The 21,211-nt window shown below is 70.5% G+C and carries 21 protein-coding genes; 5 read left to right on the forward strand and 16 right to left on the reverse strand.

What is annotated here, in order from left to right; translation table 11 throughout:
• Positions 1–2 precede the first annotated feature (2 nt).
• From G3I17_RS03200 to G3I17_RS03270, 15 genes are all read right to left on the reverse strand, one after another.
• A complete protein-coding gene (locus tag G3I17_RS03200; protein WP_203589641.1) occupies positions 3–1,238 on the reverse strand; it encodes a collagen-like protein in 1,236 nt (411 codons plus the stop codon).
• The gene (locus tag G3I17_RS03205; protein WP_164593721.1) at positions 1,235–2,956 is read right to left on the reverse strand and encodes a hypothetical protein; all 1,722 of its coding nucleotides are present in this window, start codon (positions 2,954–2,956) and stop codon (positions 1,235–1,237) included. Before G3I17_RS03205 ends, G3I17_RS03200 begins: the two co-directional genes overlap by 4 nt.
• Positions 2,956–3,510 (reverse strand): hypothetical protein, encoded by a 555-nt coding sequence (locus tag G3I17_RS03210; RefSeq protein WP_164593723.1) that lies wholly within the window; start codon positions 3,508–3,510, stop codon positions 2,956–2,958. The genes G3I17_RS03205 and G3I17_RS03210 overlap by 1 nt, the downstream gene beginning before the upstream one ends.
• Positions 3,511–3,537: 27 nt before the next feature.
• Positions 3,538–4,293 (reverse strand): hypothetical protein, encoded by a 756-nt coding sequence (locus G3I17_RS03215; RefSeq protein ID WP_164593725.1) that lies wholly within the window; start codon positions 4,291–4,293, stop codon positions 3,538–3,540.
• A gap of 11 nt (positions 4,294–4,304) precedes the next feature.
• Entirely contained in the window at positions 4,305–5,864 is a 1,560-nt protein-coding gene (locus G3I17_RS03220; RefSeq protein WP_164593727.1) for a hypothetical protein, read from the reverse strand.
• On the reverse strand, positions 5,861–7,678 hold the full coding sequence (locus G3I17_RS03225; protein WP_164593729.1) for a baseplate J/gp47 family protein: 1,818 nt from the start codon (positions 7,676–7,678) through the stop codon (positions 5,861–5,863). The genes G3I17_RS03220 and G3I17_RS03225 overlap by 4 nt, the downstream gene beginning before the upstream one ends.
• On the reverse strand, positions 7,675–8,172 hold the full coding sequence (locus tag G3I17_RS03230; RefSeq protein ID WP_164593731.1) for a GPW/gp25 family protein: 498 nt from the start codon (positions 8,170–8,172) through the stop codon (positions 7,675–7,677). The genes G3I17_RS03225 and G3I17_RS03230 overlap by 4 nt, the downstream gene beginning before the upstream one ends.
• Entirely contained in the window at positions 8,169–8,504 is a 336-nt protein-coding gene (locus tag G3I17_RS03235; RefSeq protein ID WP_164593733.1) for a hypothetical protein, read from the reverse strand. Before G3I17_RS03235 ends, G3I17_RS03230 begins: the two co-directional genes overlap by 4 nt.
• 3 nt (positions 8,505–8,507) lie before the next feature.
• Positions 8,508–9,152: a hypothetical protein gene (locus G3I17_RS03240; RefSeq protein WP_164593735.1), complete on the reverse strand. Its 645-nt coding sequence runs from the start codon at positions 9,150–9,152 to the stop codon at positions 8,508–8,510.
• Positions 9,149–10,108 (reverse strand): hypothetical protein, encoded by a 960-nt coding sequence (locus G3I17_RS03245; RefSeq protein WP_164593737.1) that lies wholly within the window; start codon positions 10,106–10,108, stop codon positions 9,149–9,151. Before G3I17_RS03245 ends, G3I17_RS03240 begins: the two co-directional genes overlap by 4 nt.
• Positions 10,109–11,417: 1,309 nt before the next feature.
• Positions 11,418–11,891: a hypothetical protein gene (locus G3I17_RS03250; RefSeq protein WP_203589642.1), complete on the reverse strand. Its 474-nt coding sequence runs from the start codon at positions 11,889–11,891 to the stop codon at positions 11,418–11,420.
• A 2-nt stretch (positions 11,892–11,893) separates the two neighbouring features.
• Positions 11,894–12,409, reverse strand: a complete 516-nt coding sequence (locus G3I17_RS03255; RefSeq protein ID WP_203589643.1) for a hypothetical protein — start codon at positions 12,407–12,409, stop codon at positions 11,894–11,896.
• 6 nt (positions 12,410–12,415) lie between these two features.
• Positions 12,416–13,891 (reverse strand): phage tail sheath C-terminal domain-containing protein, encoded by a 1,476-nt coding sequence (locus G3I17_RS03260; RefSeq protein ID WP_164593739.1) that lies wholly within the window; start codon positions 13,889–13,891, stop codon positions 12,416–12,418.
• Entirely contained in the window at positions 13,888–14,742 is an 855-nt protein-coding gene (locus tag G3I17_RS03265; RefSeq protein WP_164593741.1) for a hypothetical protein, read from the reverse strand. Before G3I17_RS03265 ends, G3I17_RS03260 begins: the two co-directional genes overlap by 4 nt.
• Positions 14,739–15,338, reverse strand: coding sequence for a hypothetical protein (locus G3I17_RS03270; RefSeq protein ID WP_164593743.1), 600 nt, complete (start codon positions 15,336–15,338; stop codon positions 14,739–14,741). Before G3I17_RS03270 ends, G3I17_RS03265 begins: the two co-directional genes overlap by 4 nt.
• Positions 15,339–15,543: 205 nt before the next feature.
• Here G3I17_RS03270 and G3I17_RS03275 point away from each other — a divergent pair, with 205 nt between their 5' ends.
• From G3I17_RS03275 to G3I17_RS03295, 5 genes are all read left to right on the forward strand, one after another.
• The gene (locus G3I17_RS03275) at positions 15,544–15,777 is read left to right on the forward strand and encodes a hypothetical protein (RefSeq protein WP_164593745.1); all 234 of its coding nucleotides are present in this window, start codon (positions 15,544–15,546) and stop codon (positions 15,775–15,777) included.
• 52 nt (positions 15,778–15,829) lie between these two features.
• Entirely contained in the window at positions 15,830–16,549 is a 720-nt protein-coding gene (locus G3I17_RS03280; RefSeq protein WP_164593747.1) for a BTAD domain-containing putative transcriptional regulator, read from the forward strand.
• Positions 16,550–16,576: 27 nt separating this feature from the next.
• Positions 16,577–17,299 (forward strand): hypothetical protein, encoded by a 723-nt coding sequence (locus tag G3I17_RS03285; protein ID WP_164593749.1) that lies wholly within the window; start codon positions 16,577–16,579, stop codon positions 17,297–17,299.
• Between the two features lie 203 nt (positions 17,300–17,502).
• Positions 17,503–18,099, forward strand: a complete 597-nt coding sequence (locus tag G3I17_RS03290) for a sigma-70 family RNA polymerase sigma factor (protein ID WP_164593752.1) — start codon at positions 17,503–17,505, stop codon at positions 18,097–18,099.
• Positions 18,096–18,578: a hypothetical protein gene (locus G3I17_RS03295; protein WP_164593754.1), complete on the forward strand. Its 483-nt coding sequence runs from the start codon at positions 18,096–18,098 to the stop codon at positions 18,576–18,578. The genes G3I17_RS03290 and G3I17_RS03295 overlap by 4 nt, the downstream gene beginning before the upstream one ends.
• 5 nt (positions 18,579–18,583) lie before the next feature.
• Here G3I17_RS03295 and G3I17_RS03300 read toward each other — a convergent pair whose 3' ends face one another.
• Complete coding sequence (locus tag G3I17_RS03300) at positions 18,584–21,205, reverse strand: CHAT domain-containing tetratricopeptide repeat protein (protein WP_164593756.1); 2,622 nt, start codon at positions 21,203–21,205, stop codon at positions 18,584–18,586.
• Positions 21,206–21,211: the final 6 nt, after the last annotated feature.

The raw sequence follows: 21,211 nt of genomic DNA on the forward strand, positions 1-21,211 counted from the left end.
CCCTAGCCGTTCCGGACCCGGATGGTGAGCCGCATCAGGCCGCCCGGTGTCGGTACGTCCTCGGTGCCGGTGATGGCGGCCTGCGACGAGGACACCGGCCGGCCACTGGTGTCGATCAGGTAGTCGCAGACGAGGTCGATGATCACGAAGCCACCGAGCTCCTTGAGGGAGTCGATGCCCTGCTGGAGCGAGACGGAGATGCGCAGCTGGTTCGCGTCGATGGTGACGCGGTGGCTGGGGTGGAGGACCGGTAGCGCGTCGGTTCCCGGCAGGACGAACACCTGGACGATCGCACTCGAGAATCGCTTGAAGAGCCCCGGCTCCAGGTCCGAGGTCCAGTCCAGCACCAGCTGCTCCAGCAGGCCCGGAAGCTCCGCGATCCCGACCGGCTTGACGGGATCCCAGCTCAACCCCTTCAGAACCGTCACCTCAACCTGCTGCCCCCCGCCGGGCGGCCCCTGAGGCCCCTGCTCACCCTGCGGCCCTTGCTCCCCGGGATCACCCTTCGGCCCTGCCTCACCTTGTGGTCCGGCGTCGCCCGGCGCGCCTGGTGCTCCGGGGTCACCCTTCGGGCCCCCTTCACCTTGCGGTCCGGCATCGCCCTGTGGTCCGGCGTCGCCTTGCGGGCCGGGATCACCCTTCGCTCCTGGATCGCCTTGTGGACCGGGATCGCCTTGTGGGCCTTGGGTTCCTTCGACGTCGCCCACGTCGACCGGGGCGCCGTCGTACAGCCAGAGGCCTTGCTCGTCCTGGTGCCACGTCCCGGAGTGCGTATGCGCCTGCGCCGGTACGAAGCGCGCCGGATCCTGCGAAACCGCCAGCTCCGGATCACGCCGTACGGTTCCCACCACCAGCGTGTCCGCGTCGGCTCCGTCCGCCGGCGCGACCACCTCGGTCAGCAGATCGACGATCGTCGCGACCTCACCGAGCCGGGTTCCCTCGTCCTCGCGACTGACCGCGCGCACCCCCACCACGACATCGTCCGTCCCGGCAGGCAACGACAACTTGACCTGCTCGTCCCGGCGCACCGCCAACCCGCTGCGGGTGAAACCCACCCCAGGCGTGAGTACGACGTCGGCCCCGTCCACCAGCAACCGGAAGCCCAGCGCCACCCGGTCCCGCCCGACCACCCGGCGCAGGTCGGCGACCGCCTGGTCCGCCACGGTCTGGAGGTGGTTCAGATGCGAAGGAGTGACCCGTAGGCCGTCCACGAAACGCGTTCCCGGAGCCTCGGTCACGGCGATCCCTCCAGCTCTCGATAGGTGACCAGCACGGTGTCGATGGTCAGCGAGCCGGCCGCGGCGCAGGTGGCCCGCAGGATCACCGGTGCCGTCGTGGGAATCGGCGTACTCAAGGTCAGCCGCGCCCGCAGGTCAGCCGGTCCCGGGTCCACCTCCAGCGCGTCGGTCGTACTCACCACCTGCAAGGTCGTCGCCGCGATCAGGTGGTCGCGATCAGGCAGCCCGACCAGTCGCAACGCGGCCCGCAACGGCCCGACCGCCGGGATCTCGGTCAGCCCACCCGTCGACCCACCGGACAGCCGCCGGCGCAGCGGTCCACCCGGACCGACCGGATCGGCCGGCAAGCCGGCCGTCAGCATGCACTCGACCTCGCCGTACCCCGGCTGCAACTCCAGCCACGCCGCAACATGATGCTCGTCGGACAACTGCGGCGGCTCCACGGGCGGCTCGGGCGGCATGGTCACCGCCACTGGAGCCGCGAACGGCAACGTGTACCAACGCGCCAAGGCGTCGACCACCTGTACCGGGCTGAGCGTCCCGCCCTCGACGGGCTCACCCGGTCGGCCGTCTGGAGTAGCGGCCAGCAGTTGGCCAGTGACCTGACCACCGTTGGTCCCATCGGCCGCCACCAAGTTCAGCCGAACCCCACTGATCGTCCCGAACCTCGACACCAGCGTCCGCGGCAGGCCGACGAGCAGACTCCGCCCGACCGCGAGCACGATCCGCGCCGCCGCGCTGATGACCGGCCCGGTCGCAGGCTGGACCCGCTCCGGCCCGAAGCTGCCTCGCACCACCAGCGACACCTCGTGCACCGCCTGCGCGTTCGGAGGGGTGACCTCCACCTCGACGACCCCTTCCTCGACGAGGTCGAAGCTCCGGGCCAGGCCTTGCGGCGGGAACGGCTGCGCATACACCCGCAGTACGTCGATCTGTGGCGTCAAGCGCAATGCCCCTGGCGCACCTGCCCGCAACGCGACTCGTACGACGACGTCCGCGCCGGGGTCGGTCGAAGCCGCGACCGCTCGGGTGAAGGCTTCCCGGACCGCGTCCGTCCGGTCGACCAGATACCTGACGCCCGCGGCCGACTCCGGCTCGTTCGGCTCATCGAGCTCGGCCGGCGAACTGCCCTGCCGCTCGAACCACACCGTCCGCCCGTCGACCAGTACTTCGAGCGACGGCGGTACGACCGGCAGCACCACACCGGCGCTCGTGATCAGCGTGTCCGCGAGATCCTGGACCCCGTTGGGGTTCTTGGACTGCACGAGCAGCCGCTCGGTGGCGGTCTCGGCGAACTCCGGCGCCGAGGCCAGGAACCGCCACTCGGTCCCCGTCCAGCGCCACACCTCGTCGACCCCGGAAAGGAAGGTCGCGTTGCCGACCAGCCCGCCGATCGTCACCAGGCGGCCGAAGTCGACGGTGGCGGCGGACGCGACATCGGAGCCCAGCGGCGTACTCGGCCGGATGTCCGCGACCGTCGGCAACTCCGCGCTGACGACGGGTTCGGCGATCACCTCGAACAGCGCGGACTCGATCCGGGCGTCGGCCGGCAGCGGCAGGTCTAGCTCGACAAGCGAGCCGGCCGCCGTCGCCTGCGGCGGGATAAGGATCGTGTAGCTGCCAGGATGATGCGAGGTCGACACCTCGAGGACGCCGGCGTGCGAGCCGAACACGCCGGTGTTCCCGAGGGCGGCCAGCGCCTGGCCGGAGACCGCCATCACGGGTTGCCGAACGAGGTCAGCATCTTCAGCGTCTCGATCGACGCTTGGACGTCGCGGCCCGGAACGTCCTGTTCGATCGTGACGTCGCCGGACAGGAACAGATCCTTCAGCGCCTGCTCGTCGACGGCACTCAGCGGGCCTTCGGCCGCCCGGACCACGAGCCGCTGCGCTTGTGGCTTACCCCGGACCAGCCGGTTGAACGCATCGCTGATCGTCGTCTGGCGCAAGGACTCGTGAACGCCACGGACGATCCCCACCGGCAGCCGGTCGGGCCGGGCCAGCGTCAGGTCGACGACGGTGTCGAGCGGTACCGGCGTACCGGGCCGCACCGACTGGCCGACGATCCGGTAGAGGATGATCGGCTCGCCGATGACGATGTCGTTGAGGATGTCGGGGTCGATCTCGTGGACGGAGATCGGCACCCCGTTGCGGACGACGTTCGACTCGATCTGGCGCGCGCCGACCTCGATGAAGACGACTTCCTGGTTGGAGCGCAGCTTCGCCGCGGCCGCGGCCTTGGGCGCGGTGGGGAAGAGCGGGTTCTCTGTCATCGTGATGGCTCCCTACTGCTCTGTGGCCTATTGGTCTGGCGCGGTCTCGCGGAAGGTGGTGCTGCCGACCCGCAGGCCGAGCTTGCCGAGCGCCTGCTGTGCTTCGGTGAGGGTGAGGCCGGCCAGGCTCGGCATGGTGACCACCGGCTCGCGGCGCAGCGCCGAGGAGACGACCAGCCGGACCCGGCCAGTGCCACTCGGTACGACCGCCTCAGCAGCGGGCAACTGCGCGAGTACCGGCGCATCGACGTACTCGGCGGGTACTGCGACCCGCGAGATCTCCCGGCCGGTCGTGTCGAGCACCAGGTCGGCATCGATGCCGAGACCCCGTAGCTTGTCGAGAGCGCCGCGCAGACCCAGTCCGAACAGGTCCGGGGTCTGTACGCCGTCAACGGTCAGCGTCACCGCTAGTGGTTCGACCCGTGGGATCGTCACCTCGCGGACCTCCGCGGTGAACCCAGGCGCCTGCACATGGACCCGCCAGGTGCCGTCGGTCAGCCCGCCCAGCAGGTGCGCAGTACGGGTACCGAAAGGAGGCAGCGCGCGTACTGCGTGGCCTTCGCCGAGTGGCTCGGCCAGTACGTCCGCAGCGGGAAGGGGCTCGGTGGTGGCACTGGCCCCGGTGCCGACTGACCTGGTGACGGCAACGTCGAGCGTTTCCCCGCCGAGCGCGATCACCGCGTCGTACAGCGCGGTCAGGCCGCTGACGATCGCGTTCCAGCCCTGCGCGGTGACAGGTTCCCCGGCTATGACATTGGCCAGGCTCGGTGTGGTGAGCGTCATCGGTATGTCTCCTAGGGCTCGGGCTGTGGTGTTCCGTCGGGCCACAACTGGGTTCCGGCGAGTACGACGCCCAGGGGGTCGTCCGCGCCGGTACGGACAACTCCTTCGCCCAGCGCCCAGCGCGGGTCGGCGTACTCGACTCGTACGTCGACCCCGGACGCCCGGTGCCGGTCCAGCAGCCGGGTGAGTGGTTGGCGCAGCAGAGTCCCGTTGTCGTCGTCAGCTGCGGAGAAGCGTTGCGGCAGCAGGACCCGGACCGCGAACGGCTCACGCTCCTCCCAGGCGAAGCCGAGCAGCATGGCCGGCTGTACTTCGGACGCGGTGGCTGCAGCAAAGACCGAAGCGTCGAACCGCCCAGCCACGGTTCGCGGTACAGAGGGCTCTCCGGCAGCGCCGCCACTACGGGCTACTCGGATTAGTGCGGTCCACCGGCTCTCACCGCGAGGCAGTTGCAGAGGGCCTACGGATGCGGCGCCGTGTGGCAGCGGCGGCGACTCGTCGAAGGCCCCGGCTACCGGTGCGGCGACGGCGAAGAGGCTTGCCTGGCCTGGTGGTCCGGCGCTGGCGGTCTCGGTCGGCACAGTGCCGTCCTCGGCGGTGAAGACGAAGTCCTCGCCGGGCAGTGCGTTGTCCTTGTCGGCGAACACTCCGCCGGTGAAGGTCCAGCTGGAACCGGTGACGTCGCTGCCGTCGAGCGTGACCTGGCCGCTGGCGGTGAACGCGAGCTCGGCGCCGTCGGGTACGTCCCCTTCGTAGACCAGACCGCGCCCGGTGCCGAGGTGGACCACCATCGGCCGGACCGTGCGGTTACCCAGGCCGAGGACCCGGATCGTGACGTCCACGTCCTCCAGGCCACCGCGAAGGATGCGGGTCCGCTGGCCGTGGGACTTGGGAGTCGGCTCGATGTCGGCCCGGCGGACCGGGTTCTCTTCCAGGGCGAGTACATCGGGCAGGGGCGTCAGGTCTGGCGAGGGAGGAGCGCCCTCGACCAGTGGCGGGATCAGCCGGAGCTGTTCGAGTGCTCGGGCCAAGTGCCAGTAGCCACTCGGCACATGCTGGACGGCAGTCACCTTCAGTCCCAGGTAGGCGGCAGTAGCGAGCAGTAGCGCGGTCGGCGTGGTGTTGCCGGTCCGGTGGGCACCGATAGCCCCGAGCACTGTCCCGCGTCGCAGACGCACTCGGACCCCGTACTGCGAGGCAACTGCCAACGCGGCGGCCAGATCCGCCTCGGCCAGTTCACCCAGCACCGCTGCCGGTACGCCGAGCAGCCCTGCGAGCGCCTCGACATCCAGCGGTGTGGTGGCGGCCGCGTCCCGGAGTACAAGGGCGCGGTTGTCCAACGGCACCAGCGCTGTGTCGCCGAGCCGATGGAGACTGGCCAAGGCCAGCAGGTCGCGCACGGTGGGTGCTTCGCTGATCCGGCGGGAGGCCCGCACTGTCTGTATCTGCTGGGTCAGTACGTCGAGGTCGGCGACCAGGCCGGTGACCACTGCGCCGAAGCGCTTGCCCGGGTCGGTCGCTGCCAGATGCAGCGGGAACCGGTCGAGTACAGCCGTAGGCCGCTGGCTCATGTCCCCACCTGCGTCTCTGTCACGAGGACGCTGCGCACCCAGACCTGCTGCGCCGGGCCGAGTGGCACAGTCACGTTGGATGCCGTCACCCGCACGCCTTCGTCGATCAGCTCGACCCGGTAGGACAGCTCCTCCACGGCGTAGTCGGCCGTCGGGTCCAGCATCCCGAGCAGAGCGGCCGGGGTGAGGACTGGTGGCGTCAGTGCGAGGGCCTCCACCAGGCGCCGTTCGATGTCCGCCCTGGCGGCACCGAGAGTGGCCTCGGCCTCGCCGGACGCGGCCAGCCCCCGGCGTTCGATCACGACGGTCAGGTCGAGGACGACCCGCTCACCGCGCAGCGTGACACCGAGGTCGCCGCGCTCCAGGCGGGCACGCGCGCCCGGGATCGGTGGCCGGACGTTGTACCGCTTCAGCGGTTCGCCGGCCGGCCGGTCCTTCGGCCCGATCTCGATCACCGCGTCGAGCACCCCGCTGACCGCCATCACCGCGTGGACCAACCGGTTGTAGATCACCGGCTCGCCGACCCCGAGCGCATCGACCGCGGCGATCAGGGTGTCCGCGCTGGCGTCCTGCAGCCGGCGGCGCTGCTCGTCGGTCAGCCCGGTGTCGCCCGGCGTCACCGTCAGCCTCGCCTCCAGCGGCATGAACACCCCGTCGAGAGCGACCCCGGAAGTAGGGCCGTCGCCGCCACCGCCGGTGTTCTCCGCCAACGTCGGTGCGGCCGCCGTCGGTACCAGCAGGTTGTCGTCGATCCGCACCCCTGCAGGCCGTGCCTCGTCGAGAGCAGCACGGGCCAGTACGGCGGCGGCCGGCGTCAGCTCGGTCGCCACGGTGACCTTGACGACGCCCGGGAAGGCCAGGTGGTCCTCCTCGACGAGCACGTCCTGCTCACGGATGCCCTCGACCGTCATCAACGCGCCGACCAGTGCGTCGCGGGTGCCACGGCCGGAACGGGCCAGCGAGAACTGCACGCGGGACCGCAGGTCCACGTCGGTCTCGGCTCCACCGCGGAACGCCATCGGCTCGGGGTTGAGTACCGCCTCGATGCCGAGGATCGGCCGGTGCAGGATGGTGAGAGTCCGCGCGGCGGCGACGCCCGCCGTACCGGCCGTCAGGGCACGAACCGGCGCCTGGGCGCTGACCGTTCCGCGCCGAAGGGTGACCGTCGCGGTGGTCTCGACCGTGGCGGCGATCGGGGCATCGGCCGAGGTCGAGATCAGCGTCCCGGCGACCACCGTCACATCGGCCGGCGCCGGCGTCGAGCGAGCCAGCACCACCTCGCCCGCGGCATGGGTGACGCCTCGGCGCTCGACCCCCACCAAGGACGCCAGTTGGTCGAGGTCGCGACCGCCGGCGGTCGCGACGAACGAGCCTGCGTAGACGCCGTCGAGCTGGTGTGAGATCACGGCCAGCTCGAGCGCGAACGCCTCGGCCAGGGTCCGGGTGATGCTGCCCGGGTTCCGGTCGGTCAGTACCGGTGGCTGTCCACCGGGACGCCGGTCGAAGCCGGCCCAGACGTCGGTGCCCAGGTCCGGAACGGTTGCTCCGGGCAACGGTTCACCAGGCGTGGAGTGGTTCCACAGCAACGCGCCCTCGGCGCTGAAGGTGAAGTCGCGGCCGAGCACGAACGTGGTGAAGAGCCCGGCCGCCAGGCCGATGACGCGCAACGTCTCCGGCAGCACCCGTTCGTGTCCGGGGATCTGGAACGGCAGTTCGTCCTCGACGTAGTGGAACCGCAACCGGCTGGTGCCGCCGGTCAGGTTGGCGATCAGGTCGGCGGCGAAGACGCCGTACGGCTCCGCGGCGAAGCTCATGTCGCCGTCTCCAGGTCGAACGGGACGACGAGGTTCAGCGGGTCGTCGAGGTCGATCAGCCGGACGGTCAGCTCGATCCGGACGATGTCGCGGCGGCGGGCTTCGGTGCGCACGTCGCAACGCTCGACCTTCGCGATCCTCGGTTCGCGGCGCAGGGCCTGGAGGATGTAGAGCTTGACCAGATTGCGGGTGCGCTCGGTGTTGGGTTCGCCGATCAGCTCGTGATGCCTGCTGCCGTACTCGGGGTGGCCGAGCGGCGCGAGCTCGCCCTCGCGCGTCATCAGCCGGTTCACCAGCAGCTGTACGGCCTGGCCGACCTCTTCGGCGACAGCGAGATCGGTCACCGTCTGGCCGTGGCCGGGCCGCTTGTCGGTGGCGAGGTCGGCATCGACGAAAGACCCGGCGGTACCGGCCCAGAACAACCCGAGGTCCCGGCCGAGCCGCCGCCAGAGCAGCTCGATCTCGGCGGCGGTCCGGCGTGGTGCCGCGGTCATGGCGCGTTCCCGTCGCTGACGAACGGCGCGGCGGGTGGGCCGAGCACGGTCAGAATCCCTGGCCCGCTGGGGATCCGGTCGCCCACCCGTACCAGCGCCTGACCGCCGATGGTGACGCCGGTCGAGGCGCCGGGCTGGCCGATCGGCAGCACGTACGGCACGCCGCTGACGGAGTTGACCAGTGTGCAGAGTGACCCCGTCACCGCGAGCGGCATGCCTCCGGCCGTGGCGATCACCTGCAGGACGGCGGTGATCACGCCACTGTCCGGCGGCCCGGCGGCTCCGGGCGAGAGCATCACCGAGCACCCGACGGTCACGGGCGGGCCGGACATCGCTCAGCCCGCCGAGAAGCTGGTCGTGCCGGCGATGGTCGTGGTGCCACCCTTCAACGTCGCCGAACCGGAGCCCTCGACGGTGACGCTGGCTCCCTTCAGCGTGGCGGTCGACGAGGCCTCCAGGGTCAGTGCTCCGTTGGCTTTGATGGTCACATCCGCGGCGGCCTCCAGGGTGATCGCGCCGTCGGTCTCGACCGTCACCTTGGTGGAACCCATGGCGATCTCCAGGGAGTCGTCGGTGACGGTCAGCGTGCTGCCGTTGGGAAGGCGCAGTTCGAGCCGCTTGGAGCCACCCGAGTCCGGTACCTCGTAGACCACCTCGTCCGGCTTGGCATCCGGCGGGGGAGTCCCGGCCGCGTGCAGGGTGCCCAGCAGTACTGCGCCGTTGACGTCACCGTCGATGAACCCGAGGACCACGAGATCGCCCTGTCGCGGCACGGCCGACAACCCGGGCCGGGCGACGGCGACCGGGACGTCCTGCAGGACCAGACCCGAGCCGTGCAGCCGGACGTCACACTCGAGGTGATGCTCGCCTGATCCGCCGTCGTTGGTTCGCGCCGCGTCTACGACGCCCAGCGCGACTCCGCGGTGCGCGGCGAGCTCGCGGCGAGCCACCTCCGTCATCAGCGGGATGAGGCCGGTCATGAGTCCCCCTCGAGCAACAGGTCGCACACGTAGCCGGTGGCGGGATCCACGGAGTGCCTGACCCGCAGTACTCGGTAGCTTTCGCCGCGGGCCTGGATCGTGGTGCCGGCCCGTAGGTCTGGCCGGCCGGGGACGCGAATGCGCGCACGCCGGGCGCCCCGGGAGGCGTCGGCAGCAGCCGCATCGGTACCGGCGCTGGCTGCCTCACGGGTCCGCAGCGCTACGTCCACCACCTCGACGTTGCTGCCACTGTCGGGTTTGGCCTCCAGCTGGTACCAGTACTGCGCTCCTGCCGGGCTCACCCGCGGCAAGGCGGTTCGTGCCTGCCTCGGTCCAGCTCGGAACGACAGCAGCTCGGCACCCTCGCGCAGCTCGTCGGTGAATGCCGCGGGCAACCCGACCCCGGCCACTGGAGTGAACGACACCTTGCCATCGGGTGTGCTGGTGATCTGGTGGCCCGTACGCCGAGCTAGGTCGTGCAGCGCTGACCAGATGCTGCGGCGCGGGTCTACGTGCAGGGCAGGCAGCGAGAGCGTTGCGTTCACATCACCCGCATCCACCTCGCCATCGCTCAGCAGATCCCGTACTACCTGCCCGAGCGTCGTCTGCCGCCACGACCGCCCTGCGTGGGTCAACGACAACTTGCGGCTGGCGGCGAAGGCGGTGAGCACGCACCCGCCCCCGATCGCGTCCACACCGTTGACCTCGGCCTTCAGGACGTCCGCGGGGTCAGCCGAGTCGTTGCTAAGAGCAACTGTTATCGCGTCGCCAGGGACGGCGCCGGCGAGCTTCGAGCCGGCCCACAAGACGAGCTCCACCCGGTCGTGCGCCTCGTCCACCGACAACTCCACCCGCAACCGCCGCACCGCACCTTCCGCCAGGCCGAGCGCTCCACCGACCGGCGCACCGATCCCGCCGCTCAGCCCCAACTTCGCCACCGGCCGCCCGATGCTCATGGCGCCCCCGCATCCAGCCCGTGCCGCTCCGCCTCGCGCTGCAACAACGCGTCCAGCGCCTCCTCAACCGCATCCTCGATCCCAGCACCCAGCAGATCAGCCGGCCCTTCGCTTGTTGGCCGCAGATAGGCCGCCCACCCGCCACTCGCCTCCCACCGCTCCGAGGCTGGCGCTGCGGCCGTCGAGCCAGCAACACCTGGCGCGTCAGACGCTGGTACCGAATCCCACGCCTCCGCCGAATCCCTTGCGTGCGCTGAATCTCTCCCGTGCGCTGAGCTTCCTGCGTTCGCCGAACCTCCTGCGCCGGCCGAACCAACCGAGCCAGCCGCCTGCGCCGAACCTGCCGCCTGCGCCGAACCCGCCGCCTGCGCCGAACTTCCCGAGTACGCCGAACCCGTCCCGTGCGTCGAGCCACGCCCATCGGCCGAGCCACGCCCATCCGCCGAGTCGCGCCCAGCGCCCGGGGCGGAGTTGGCCGCATCGGCGTCGGCCGGCCCCGGCCACCCTGGCGTACCCAACCCGCCACGCCGAGCCGAACCGTTCGGCGCAGCCGAACGCCCAACTCCTGCCTCGGCACGGGAGAAACCTGCCCAGGGGGCAGCCGCCTCGGAGCCGGCTGCATCCAAGCGAGCGGCTCCAGCCGGAACCCGGGCAGGTTCCAGGCGAGCGGCGAGATCCGAGAGTCCGGCCGGATTGAAGCGCCCGGCCGGATGCGAGTGAGCGTCAGCGCCTGGGAACTCGCCTGTGCGGGGGAGAGCTACCGCCCCGGAAGTCTGTCCAGCACCGAAATAGGCGTCCGCACCCGCGGGCTCGTCCGGGAACCCTGCTCCAGGGGGAACAGGCGCAGCGCCCGGAAAGGTCGTCGGCTCGGCATCCTCCCAGCGCCGGAGCAACTCACCCAGCCCGCGCTTCCCGGCGTACGGACGGTCGCCGGCGTCCAGCTTGCCTGCTTCGTTCGCCGGTGGCGTGGGCGGCAGCCCGGACCGTTCGCCAAGCAACGGACCCGCCACCGGCGCGGACCAGGATCGTTGCCCAAGGCCCCGACCCGGTGCCCGGTCCGCTCGCGCGCCGGGCATCGACGGATCAGCTGCAGCGTCCAAGGACTCAAGAGCTTGCGTCAGCACCGCGAGGTCCACGTCTCCGCCGGTCAGGCTTCTCCAGCGCCGACTCGAAGACACAGATACCGACGTCCAGCACAGCCCGGCACCAGCGAGTCCGCCCGCCCGCAGCCGCCCCCGCATCAGCTGCAGGGAGCGACCCGCGACGGTAACCCGTCGCGCGCGGTCGGCAGCAGACCAGCTGATACCGATCATGACGCCGCCGGACGCTCTCCGCGGCCGAGCATCTCCAGGTAGAGCAGCACCTGGCCGACGGTCAGTTCCGCACACCTGTCCGGAGTCCAGCCGAACTCCCGAGCGAGCACGAAACAAGCCCGCGCCAGCGGCGCGTGAACGGCGTCCTCCAGTTCGTCACCGTGCAAACTCAACCCGCTGACCCGATTCACCTCGCCGAGCACGAACTCGACCAGTCCGGCGGGAAGCCGATGGACCTGCTCGAGGGTCAGCCGCGGGTCGACCAGCGCCTGCTGCACCATCAAGGCGCTGGCCAGGTCACCGTCGTCCGCCGCCGCCCGGTTGAGTCGCGCGATGTCGGCGAGTACCAGCGGCCGGACCACCACCTCGGCCGGACCGTCCGCGGAGCCGGCCACGAGCTGGGCCGGCAGCGGCACCCGGTGAGTGAGTGCCGACCCCGCGAGCAGCTCCTCGGCGCTGAGTGTCGGCACGGTCAGGCACCTTCACCGGCGGCGTCCGCGACCCCGACCCAGAGCGCCCGGAACGTCACACCTTCGAGCACGAAGTCGTCCTCCGGCATGGTCAGCGACCACCCGTCCAGCTTCACCTGATGAACTGTCACGGTGGCCGATTGCTCTGGCCTGGCAGGGTTCTCCAGCACCAGGCTCAGGTTGAAGGTCGGGCTGACGAACGCCCCGGCCGGCCGGGTGCCCGCGCCGGCCTCGCCCAGCATCAGCTGCAGCAGCGCGCCGTTGATGTACGCCCGTCCCATCGTTCCGGTGACGTTGACGTTGCCCGGACGCAACTCGGTGGCGTACCGCTGGCCGATCTCGTGGAACGCCCGCATCGCGGACGTGACCTGCAGGGTGACGTCGGTGGCCCGGCCGATCGGGGTCAGCGCGAACGACTCGGCGACCGTGTTCGCGGCCTGGCCCTCGGGGGTGGCGGCGTCGTCGACGGCGATCGTGATCGCGCCGTCCATGCCGGTGTAGACATTCGTGTTGGGCACGGCGGATCACTCCAGATTCATCGTGACGCGGATGTAGTCGATCGAGAACGTCGGCAGCAGGGTCATCACGACCGAGCAGATGCCCGCCCGCTCCTGGGCCCGGCTGGCGCTGACCTCGAGCTGGTAGCCGACGAGCATCTCGTCCAGCACCATCTGCGACAGGAACCCGTCGAGGGTCGCCTGCAGCGCCTTGCGCACCCGGTTGTTGTTCAGCCTCCCGATGTACGGATCGGAGCCGAGCCGGACGCCGGCCTTCGCGTAGTCGACGATCCGGCGGATGCTGATCTGCGTGAACGGCGGCTGCGCGCTGGTGATCCCCTTGACCACCTGCGCCCCGAACTTCTGCCGCACGAGGAGCACCCGGCTCTGCAACAGGTTCTGGGTCAACGCGGTCGAGTAGCGCACGTCCGGTACCACCGGCAGCACCTTGTTGGTGAGACTGACCTGGGGCGCCAGCGTGGACAGCTTGCCCGCGACGACGGCCGCGAGGTACGGCGGCGGCAGCGACACGTTCACGCCGGTGGCCCCACTGGCCCCAGTGACGCCGGTGGGCGCGTCCACGGTGACCAGGCCCGGCGCGACGAGCACGATCCGGTCATCGGAGGTACCGGCCGCGTCAGCCTCGACACCAGTGGCGGAGGTGGCAGTACCGGACGCCCTCGCACCGAGGATGGCGATCCGCTCCCGTCCCTCGGCCTCGGTACGGTCGAGATGCCCGAGCACTGTCGTGCCGACGACATTCGCCCCGAGCCCGGCGACCAGCAGGATGTTGACCGGCTGTGACTCCAATACGGTCAGCCCACGCAGTACGTCGGCAGCGCTCACGTTGGCGCCGTCCGTACCCCCGGTGAGTGGGGCGTGCAGCGGAGTGAAGCCCAACCCGGGGTTCTGTACCGCGCCCGCCTGCACGAGGGTGGAGCCCGCGAGCTTGCCGTGGATCTCGCCGACGTTGGCGCCCTCGTAGATCTCGCGGCGCTGCCCGTACGCGATGGTCATCCGCCAGGTCGGCGGGCTCGTCGTACTGTCCGCGACCACCTCGACGTCGACGTTCTGGCCCCAGGTGCCGGAGCTGCCCGCGATCTCGGCGCCGCTCTCGTCCGTGGTTCCCCGGGCGGTCAGCGTGAAGGCCGGCTGGTTGGCCCCCACCGCGCTGACGGCCAGGGTCGCGGCGGTCCGGCTGCCGTTGGCAATCCGGACGGCGACAACGTTGCGCGCGCCGCCGGCGTAGGCCTGTTCGAGCGCTCGGGTGAGGGTCAGCGCCGCATCCGTCACCCGGGGGGAGGCGAACGCGTCGGGTTGGCCGAAGATGTCGGTCGCTTCGGTGAACGACCCGATCGGGACGGCCGTCTCGACCGGACCGCGGGCCGCCGTACCGACGATCCCGATGGTGCCGGTGGAGATGGCGCCGACCGCGATCAGTCCTTCGGCACGGACCTCGATGTACGTGCCGGGGATGACCATCTCGGCGATGGATTCGCTCATGTCGTGGCTCCTCGCGTGACGGTGAACGGCTCGATGGGCAATGGGATCCCGGGGGGATCCGCGAAGGCGCCGGTGACGGCGACCTGGCTGATCACGCCGCCGCCGGAGGTCAGTACAGGCTCTTCCAGTTCGGCGTCCAGGTGGTACGTGGTGGTCTGGGACCTGATGGCGACCTCGCCCGGAAGCAGGCTGTGCCGGACCGCTCCCCAGGACAGCGGCGTGGCTCGTGTTGCGGCGTCCGTCCCGGCCAGCGCGGTCGCGACGGCACGTGAGGTGTCGGCGGCCTGGTTGGGGGAGTCGGCCAGTACCTCGACGCCGAGCGTGCCCTGGACCCTGGTGGTCACCACGTCCCATTGCCCGACGTGGTAGGTCACCTCGAGGTCCCCGGTCGTGCCGAGCGGTACGCCGAACAGCAGGGTGCCCTCGCGCGGATCGGCCTGGACCTGCCGTCCGGTGGGAGCGCCGGACACGACCGTGAACGGCGTCCCATCGTCGGCGGACACATCGCCTGGGGCGAACGGAGGGTCAGGCGTGCCGTCGGCGCGGACCACCGGGCCGTGGGGCAGGGTCAGCGTGCGGCGGTCGGCCGAGAGCAGGTTGAGCGACTCGCCGTCGCCGAGATCGAGGACGGGATTCGCGAGATCGATTGTGGCTGACAGTCGCAGGGCACCGATCCGGGTCCCACGCGGTACCCGGCCGACGCCGGCCAGCGTCTGCGTGGCCGCGTCCAGGCTCAGTACTGCGCAGGGCAGATCCCCGATCACCACCGGCGCGACGTCATCGACCCGTACGCCGACGAGTCCGGCCGACAGTCGGGCGGCCAGCGGGTCGAGGACGCGGTACAGGGTCATGCCGGCATCCCGAGGGTGGATCGCAATCCACCGAGCAGAGCGGGTACGCCCGCCACGGCCTCGCGGGCAGCGCCGAGGGCCGGCCGGATGGGCTCGCTCGGATCGCTCAGCGCCGGGATGTCGCCCAGCAGGGCCGGCAGGTCGAGCCCGTCGAGCAGGCTGCCCGCGAGATCCTCGAGGCCGGCCAGCTCGTCGAGCGGCAGGTCGGCCACCAGCGGCGGCGGCTCCGGTGGTTCGACGTACTGGCGAACCACGATCCGGTACCGGACGGCATCGACCCATTCGTCGGTCTCGACGACGTCGAAGGCGACGATGATGACGTCCTCGAGCTCGCTGGACTCCAGGATGTCGGCGACGAACGGCACCGGATCGCCGCTGCTGAACTGCGCCTGCAGTGCCTCCAGAAAGCCGGAGCGCGTCTCCGCGCCGGACAGGCTGCCGGTGATGACGACGGTCAGGCTCTCGAGACCAAGGTCCTGGTGCAGGTCTCCGGCCAGGCCGGGTACGCCGAGGCGCACCTGGCGCCTGGCCTGGTGCAACTCGACCCGCTCGATGCACGGCAACTCCCAGTCGCCGATCATCGGTCGCACAATCATGGGTCCATCCGAGCAGGCCGGGGGTCGCCCGGGCGTCGCCACGACGTCACAGCGGCGTTACCGCCGCCCACCACGGTTGCCGTGCCGTAGTACCGGCCCTGACCGGTTTGATGGGTGGAACCACGGCCTGGCGCAGTGGCGCGGGTGGGATCGTGGTCATGCGGCGGAGACGCTCTGGTGACGGATGCGCTGTTCGGATACCTGTATGGCAACTGGGTGGGCCTGCGCCGTGATCCGGTGCGAGCGGATCGAGGAAGACCTCGACGGCTCGGGCAGCGTCGTGCTGCTGCGGGTCCAGTTCTCCTTGGGGGACGCGGATCCCGAGATCGTCGGCCCGCTCGTCGCGCAGCGCGCGGAGGCCGGCCGGCTGGTAGGACAAGTGCTTGATGCATTGTTCGCCTCGCTCGACGGACCTGCCGCGACGTCTTCAGATTCGTGACCGTTGGGCAGATGATCGGAGGGAGGGGACGCTGTCCAGGGGGTGGCCGGTGATGGTCGTGGTACGACTGCTTGATCGTTTCGACGTGAGTTCGGGTGGGGAAGCCGTGTACGTGCCGGCGAGTGCCCGGCGTCTGGTGGCTCTGCTTGCCCTGCGGGGTTCTCCCGTCGAGCGCTCCTACGCGTCGCAGTGCCTGTGGATGGACAAGACCGAAGCCAGAGCGCAGGCCAACCTTCGGTCGGTCATCTGGCGACTCAGCCGCTGTTCATCTCCGCTGGTTCTGCTGTCGTCGTCCCATTTGTCCCTGCGTCGCGACATCGAGGTGGACATCGACACGGTGCGAGGCCTGGCCCGCTCCCTGGTCGACGAGTCGAGGACGGTCGAGCTCGACGGCCTCGATGCGGGCAGCCTGTCGGGGGAGTTGCTGCCGGGGTGGTGTGACGACTTCGTCGAGCTCGAGCGTGAGCGGCTGCGCCAGATCAGGCTGCATGCGCTGGAGGCACTCGCACAACGACTACTGCGGGCCGGCCGGCACGCGCTGGCACTCGACGCCGCGCTCGCAGCAGTGGCCGCCGACCCGCTGCGCGAGACGGCGCACCGGGCGGTCATCGAGATCCACCTGGCGGAGGACAACCTCGGCGAGGCGCTCCGCCAGTTCGCCTCGCTCGTCGACCTGCTCGCCCGCGAACTGGGAACCGCGCCATCCCGGCGTACCGCCGAACTCCTCGTACTTCAGCCGCCCCTGACCACCATGGCCGGGCAACGCGCCTAGTAATTCAACAGCAACGGAGGCCCGGACATGCAGCCGGAGTCGGTAGAGATCAAGGTCACCATCGCCGGAACCGCTGTCCCCGACGCGATCGGCAAGCTGGACCTGGCGGACCCGAAGGCCTGGACGATCGTCTTCTGCGAGGACGTCACCACCGCCGCCGAGGCCACCGAACTGCTCGACCTCGGCGTCGTCCTGCGAGCCCGCTCGAAGTCCGCCACCAAAGGCGACTCCACGGTGAAGTTCCGCCCGTGCCGCTGGTCTCAACTCGACCGGAACTTCTTTTCGAACGGCACGTTCGGCGATGCGGAACTGAAGATCGAAGCGGACTGGGCAGGGACCAAACACGCGCTGGCCGCATCGATGACGGCGGAGTGGTCGGACGCACGCCTCTCTGCGGCCGACCTGTCGGTCGCCGACCTCTTCACCCCTGACCAACTGACCTTCTTGACCACGTGCAGCCAGGGCCGCGTCAACCTCGCAGCCGTCTCAGCCCTCGACCCGATCACCGCCACCCGCTGGGCCAAATTCCAGACCACCGCGGCAGGCCGCCCCCTCGACATCCGCGCCGAACGCTGGCAACTCGACGACACCCTCGACTTCCTCGAACTCTCCATCGTCTCCACCACCGAAGAAGCCCTCGACGACCAACGAGCCCTCACCACCTTCGTCACCGACCAGGCCCTACCACCAGACACCAACCAGGACAGCAAAACCCAGCGAGTCCTGACTCACCTCATCGGCAACCGGTAGACGCAGACCGGCCGGGGAATGAATCAAACGGCTGCCCGGGCAGGCTGGGCGCTGGTATCAGGACTCACCGTCCGGCCTCTTGTCGACATCAAGCCGATGCGAGGAGGTTCGAGATGCCTGCGCACAGTGGACTGTGTGGTGGTCTTCGGCGAGAATGCCGCAGGGGGCGGTACGCCGGCTCCGGAACATCGGAGAGATATGCGATGGAGCAGCGACCGGAACTCGATCTTCCCGAACTCGTCGAAAGGGTTCGCGCTGCGGATCCGGTGGCTTGGGCGACGCTGACCGATCGCTACACGAAGCTCTTGTGGTTCATCGCCCGGGGGATGCGGCTGAACTCCGAGGACGCCGCCGACGCCATCCAGACCACCTGGCTGCGCCTGGTGGAGCGGATCGACACCGTCCGGCAGCCGGAAAGCATCGGAAGCTGGCTGGCCACCACCCTGCGGCACGAATGCCTCGCGGCCCTGCGCCGCCGGTCCAAGGTGGTCGTCTCCGACATCTGGGCGGATCTGCCGGACGATGCCGATCCGCTGGACGACGGACTGTTGCGGACAGAGCAGGACGCGGCGTTGTGGCGGGCGTTCGGGTTGTTGAAGACACGCTGCCAGACGCTGCTGCGAGTGCTGATGGCCGACCCGCCGCCCAGCTATACGGAGGTCGCGGCAGCGCTGGACATGCGGGTCGGCAGCATCGGGCCCACCCGGCAACGATGCCTGGCGGCACTCCGCGACATCATGTCGGCCGGCTCGTACCAGTTCGACGCCAAGGCCATCGATGGCGGAGGTGACCAGCGATGAACGCCGACCAGGGCGACGACGCGCTGCTGGAGTGGCTCCGACAGGTCGCGCTGCAAGCCGATCCGGTGCCAGAGGGAGTCAGCGCCGCCGCGCGGGCGGCGATCGGGATGCACGACCTCGACGGCCGGCTTGCCGAGTTGATCGCCGACTCCGCCGGCGCTGTGCCCGGCTTGGAGTACGACGCGGTCAGGCGCGCGACGACGGACGGCAGTACGGAACGCCTGCTGTCGTTCGAAGGCGAGGGTGTCCGGGTCGAGGTGGAGATCGCGCCGGGTGCCGAGGGGCTGACCGTCATCGGCCAGCTTGTCGGAGCCGCGCCGGCGGAGTGCCAGCTGGAGTACGGCGACGGACGCCGGGAGACAGTCCAGCTCGATGATCTAGGACGCTTTCTGCTCGAGCAGTGGCCACCCGGTCCGGTCCGGATCCGGTGCCGGTCGGCGCGCGGCACACCCGTCATCACCTCATGGGTGAACCTGTGATCCGCTCACCGGCCGAGCGCCACGAACGACAGCGCGGTCGCCACCGCGACCGGATCGTCGTCGACCCTGCTGCGGGCGCCGTGCAGCGCGACGCCGAACGAGGCACGGGCACGCAGTCGCTGGTGAAAGTCGACCATCAGCGCGGCGGTCGTCGTGTCGTTGACCGGGACGACACTGGCCAGCAGGCTGGCCGTTCCGAGCGGGACCAGGGCAGACATCGCGCCGAGGAACTCGTCCGCGCCGGCCGGCGCGGCGACGCCGGACTCGCAACTGGACAGCACCAGCCGCAGCGGCGCCCGCCGGAGCCTGCCGAGGTCGTAGAGCGTCAGCGGGCCGTCGTCCAGAGCGATCGACGAGAACAACGGATTGTCGCGCCGGAATACCCCATGGGCCGCGATGTGTGCGGTCCAGGCGCCGTCGAGAGCAGCCAGCGTGTTCTCGGCGGTGGCCCGGCCGTCGGTCAGGACGATCGACCCCGGATAGTCCCGTCCGATCTCCTTCATCTCGTTCCTGCCACCGTCGAGACCCGGACCGGCGACGAGTACCACCCGGCGGTGCCGGGGGACCGGCAGCCGGCCGGCCCGCAACCATACGGACGCCGACGGCGCGACCACGACCGGCGCCGGTCTCAGCGCCGGCATCATCGCCCAGGGCACCGCGGGCAGGGCCGCAGGCGGCACGATCAGGACGGGCGCCCCGTCGAGATCGGCTACTGCCGGCCCGAGCAGCACCTGCTGCAACCGGAGTCCCGCCGCGTCCAGCCGTTCGAGGGCACCGCCCGGAGTCCGGCCGTGGGCCAGCCTGCGCAGCATGGCCAATGCGAACCCGAGTTCCCGAACGGCGACCCCGACCGGACCGATCGGATACATGCGCACCCGCGGTCCGACGACGGTGATCGCGTGCAGTACTCCGTCGAGGGCGGTGATCTCGACCAGGACGTGATCGCCCAGGCCATCGATCACGGCGCCGACGTCGGCGGCGGCATCGCGGTGCTGTGGCTCGTTGCCCGGCCGCTGACTCGCCAGTCGCCGGGTCCGGGCCCGGATGGCGGATTCGAGCTTGTTCCGTTCGGCCTGGAGCCGATCGGTGTCCCCGTCGGCCACCACCGCTGCGTCGAGGCGGCGAGCCACGTCGCGAAGCGCCGCCAGCTCGGCCGCCAGTTCGGGGTCGTCGGGCGGACGGACCGGCGGCAAAGCCAGTGCGCTGGCCCGCCACTGCTCACTCCACCGCAGCAGGAGCCGCGCGTCGTTTCGCCGTACGGCGTGGCGCTGGGCCAAGGCGGCGAGCTCGACGCCGTAACCGGCAGCGTGGGCACGCAGTTCTGGCGCGCCCAGCGATCGCTGGTGGTCGGCGGCCGCTTCGAGCCCGCGCCGGCAGGCGATCAGCGTCGCGGCGGTGGCGCCACGGCCCTCGGCCCGCAGCGCGTGCGCGAGCCAGCCGGCCGGATGGCCGAAGGTAGGACCACGATGGCGAAACCGGGCCGCGCGGGCCAGATGCCGATCGGAGTCGTCCGGGCGCCGATCCGCCGCGAGCCGGCCCGCGAGCAGATGGGCCGCGGGCGCGTCCGAAGAGTTCAACTCGTCGAGTCGATCGGCAAGCCGGCCCGCCTTCGTGCTCAGCTGGTCGCCACGCAGGCCGGCGTCGTACCGAGCTTGCAGCAGGACAAACGTCGCGCGGGCGAGCCAGCCCCTTCTCCCTTGCCGCCGGAAGAGTTCACTGGCAGCCATGGCACGTTCGGCGGCCAGATCAGGTCTGCCCGCGGCCAGTGCGGCCTGCGCGACCGCGAACAGCAGGTCGGCCGTTTCGGCGCCCTTGCTACCCCGGCGCAGGTAGCGCCGCAGAACCTGTTCGGTCGTGGCGACGGCTTCGGTCGCCAGCCCGGCCGCGAGCAGGACGGCGCTCCGATCGATTGCCAGACTGGGCCAGTCGGTCTGCAGTGCCGCGTAGCGAGCAGCCGCGTCGTCGAGAAAACTCAGCGCCGCCGGCAGATCGCCGGCCTGGAAGGCGATATCCGCGCGGTTGTGCACGAGCATCGCCGACTCCAGTTCCTGTCCGGTCGCTGCCGACAGGCGCTCTGCCACCACGAGGTCCTGGTCGGCATGGGCCGCCTGTCCCATCGCGGCGTAAACCAGAAAGCGATGGGTCCGGGCGCGTGCCTCCCAGACCAGGTCCCCGCCGCGACGCAGCAGCGTGATGGCTCGGCGCAGGTCCGCGAGCGCCTCGTCGTACCGGCCGAGCACGCGCAACAGATAGCCACGGCGAGTCAGGACCCGGCCGGCCGCCAGCCCACGACTGTTGCCGATCGCCTGCTCCAGGGCGGCAAGTCCCTCCCTCGGTCTGCCGGCGAGTCCGAGGGTCAGGCCGAGCGTGGCTTGGACATCGGCCAGGCGACCCGGCGCCATGGACTTCCTGGCCAGCCGCACGGCTTGGCGGAGTTCGGCGAGGGCCTCGACCTGCCGGCCGGAGTCGCGCAGCACGATGGCCCGGGCCTGATGAGCGATCGACGCCTCGTGCGGACCGGGCGACGCTTCGAGCAGTTCTCCGGCGAGCGCGAAAGCCTCGGCCGGCCGCGCCACCGCCAGCGGGAGCAGGTACTCAGGTCCGTCTCGCCGTCGGCGCGCTGACATCCAAGG

This window comes from Streptomyces sp. SID13031 (assembly GCF_010548305.1).
Taxonomy (GTDB): Bacteria; Actinomycetota; Actinomycetes; order Propionibacteriales; family Kribbellaceae; genus Kribbella.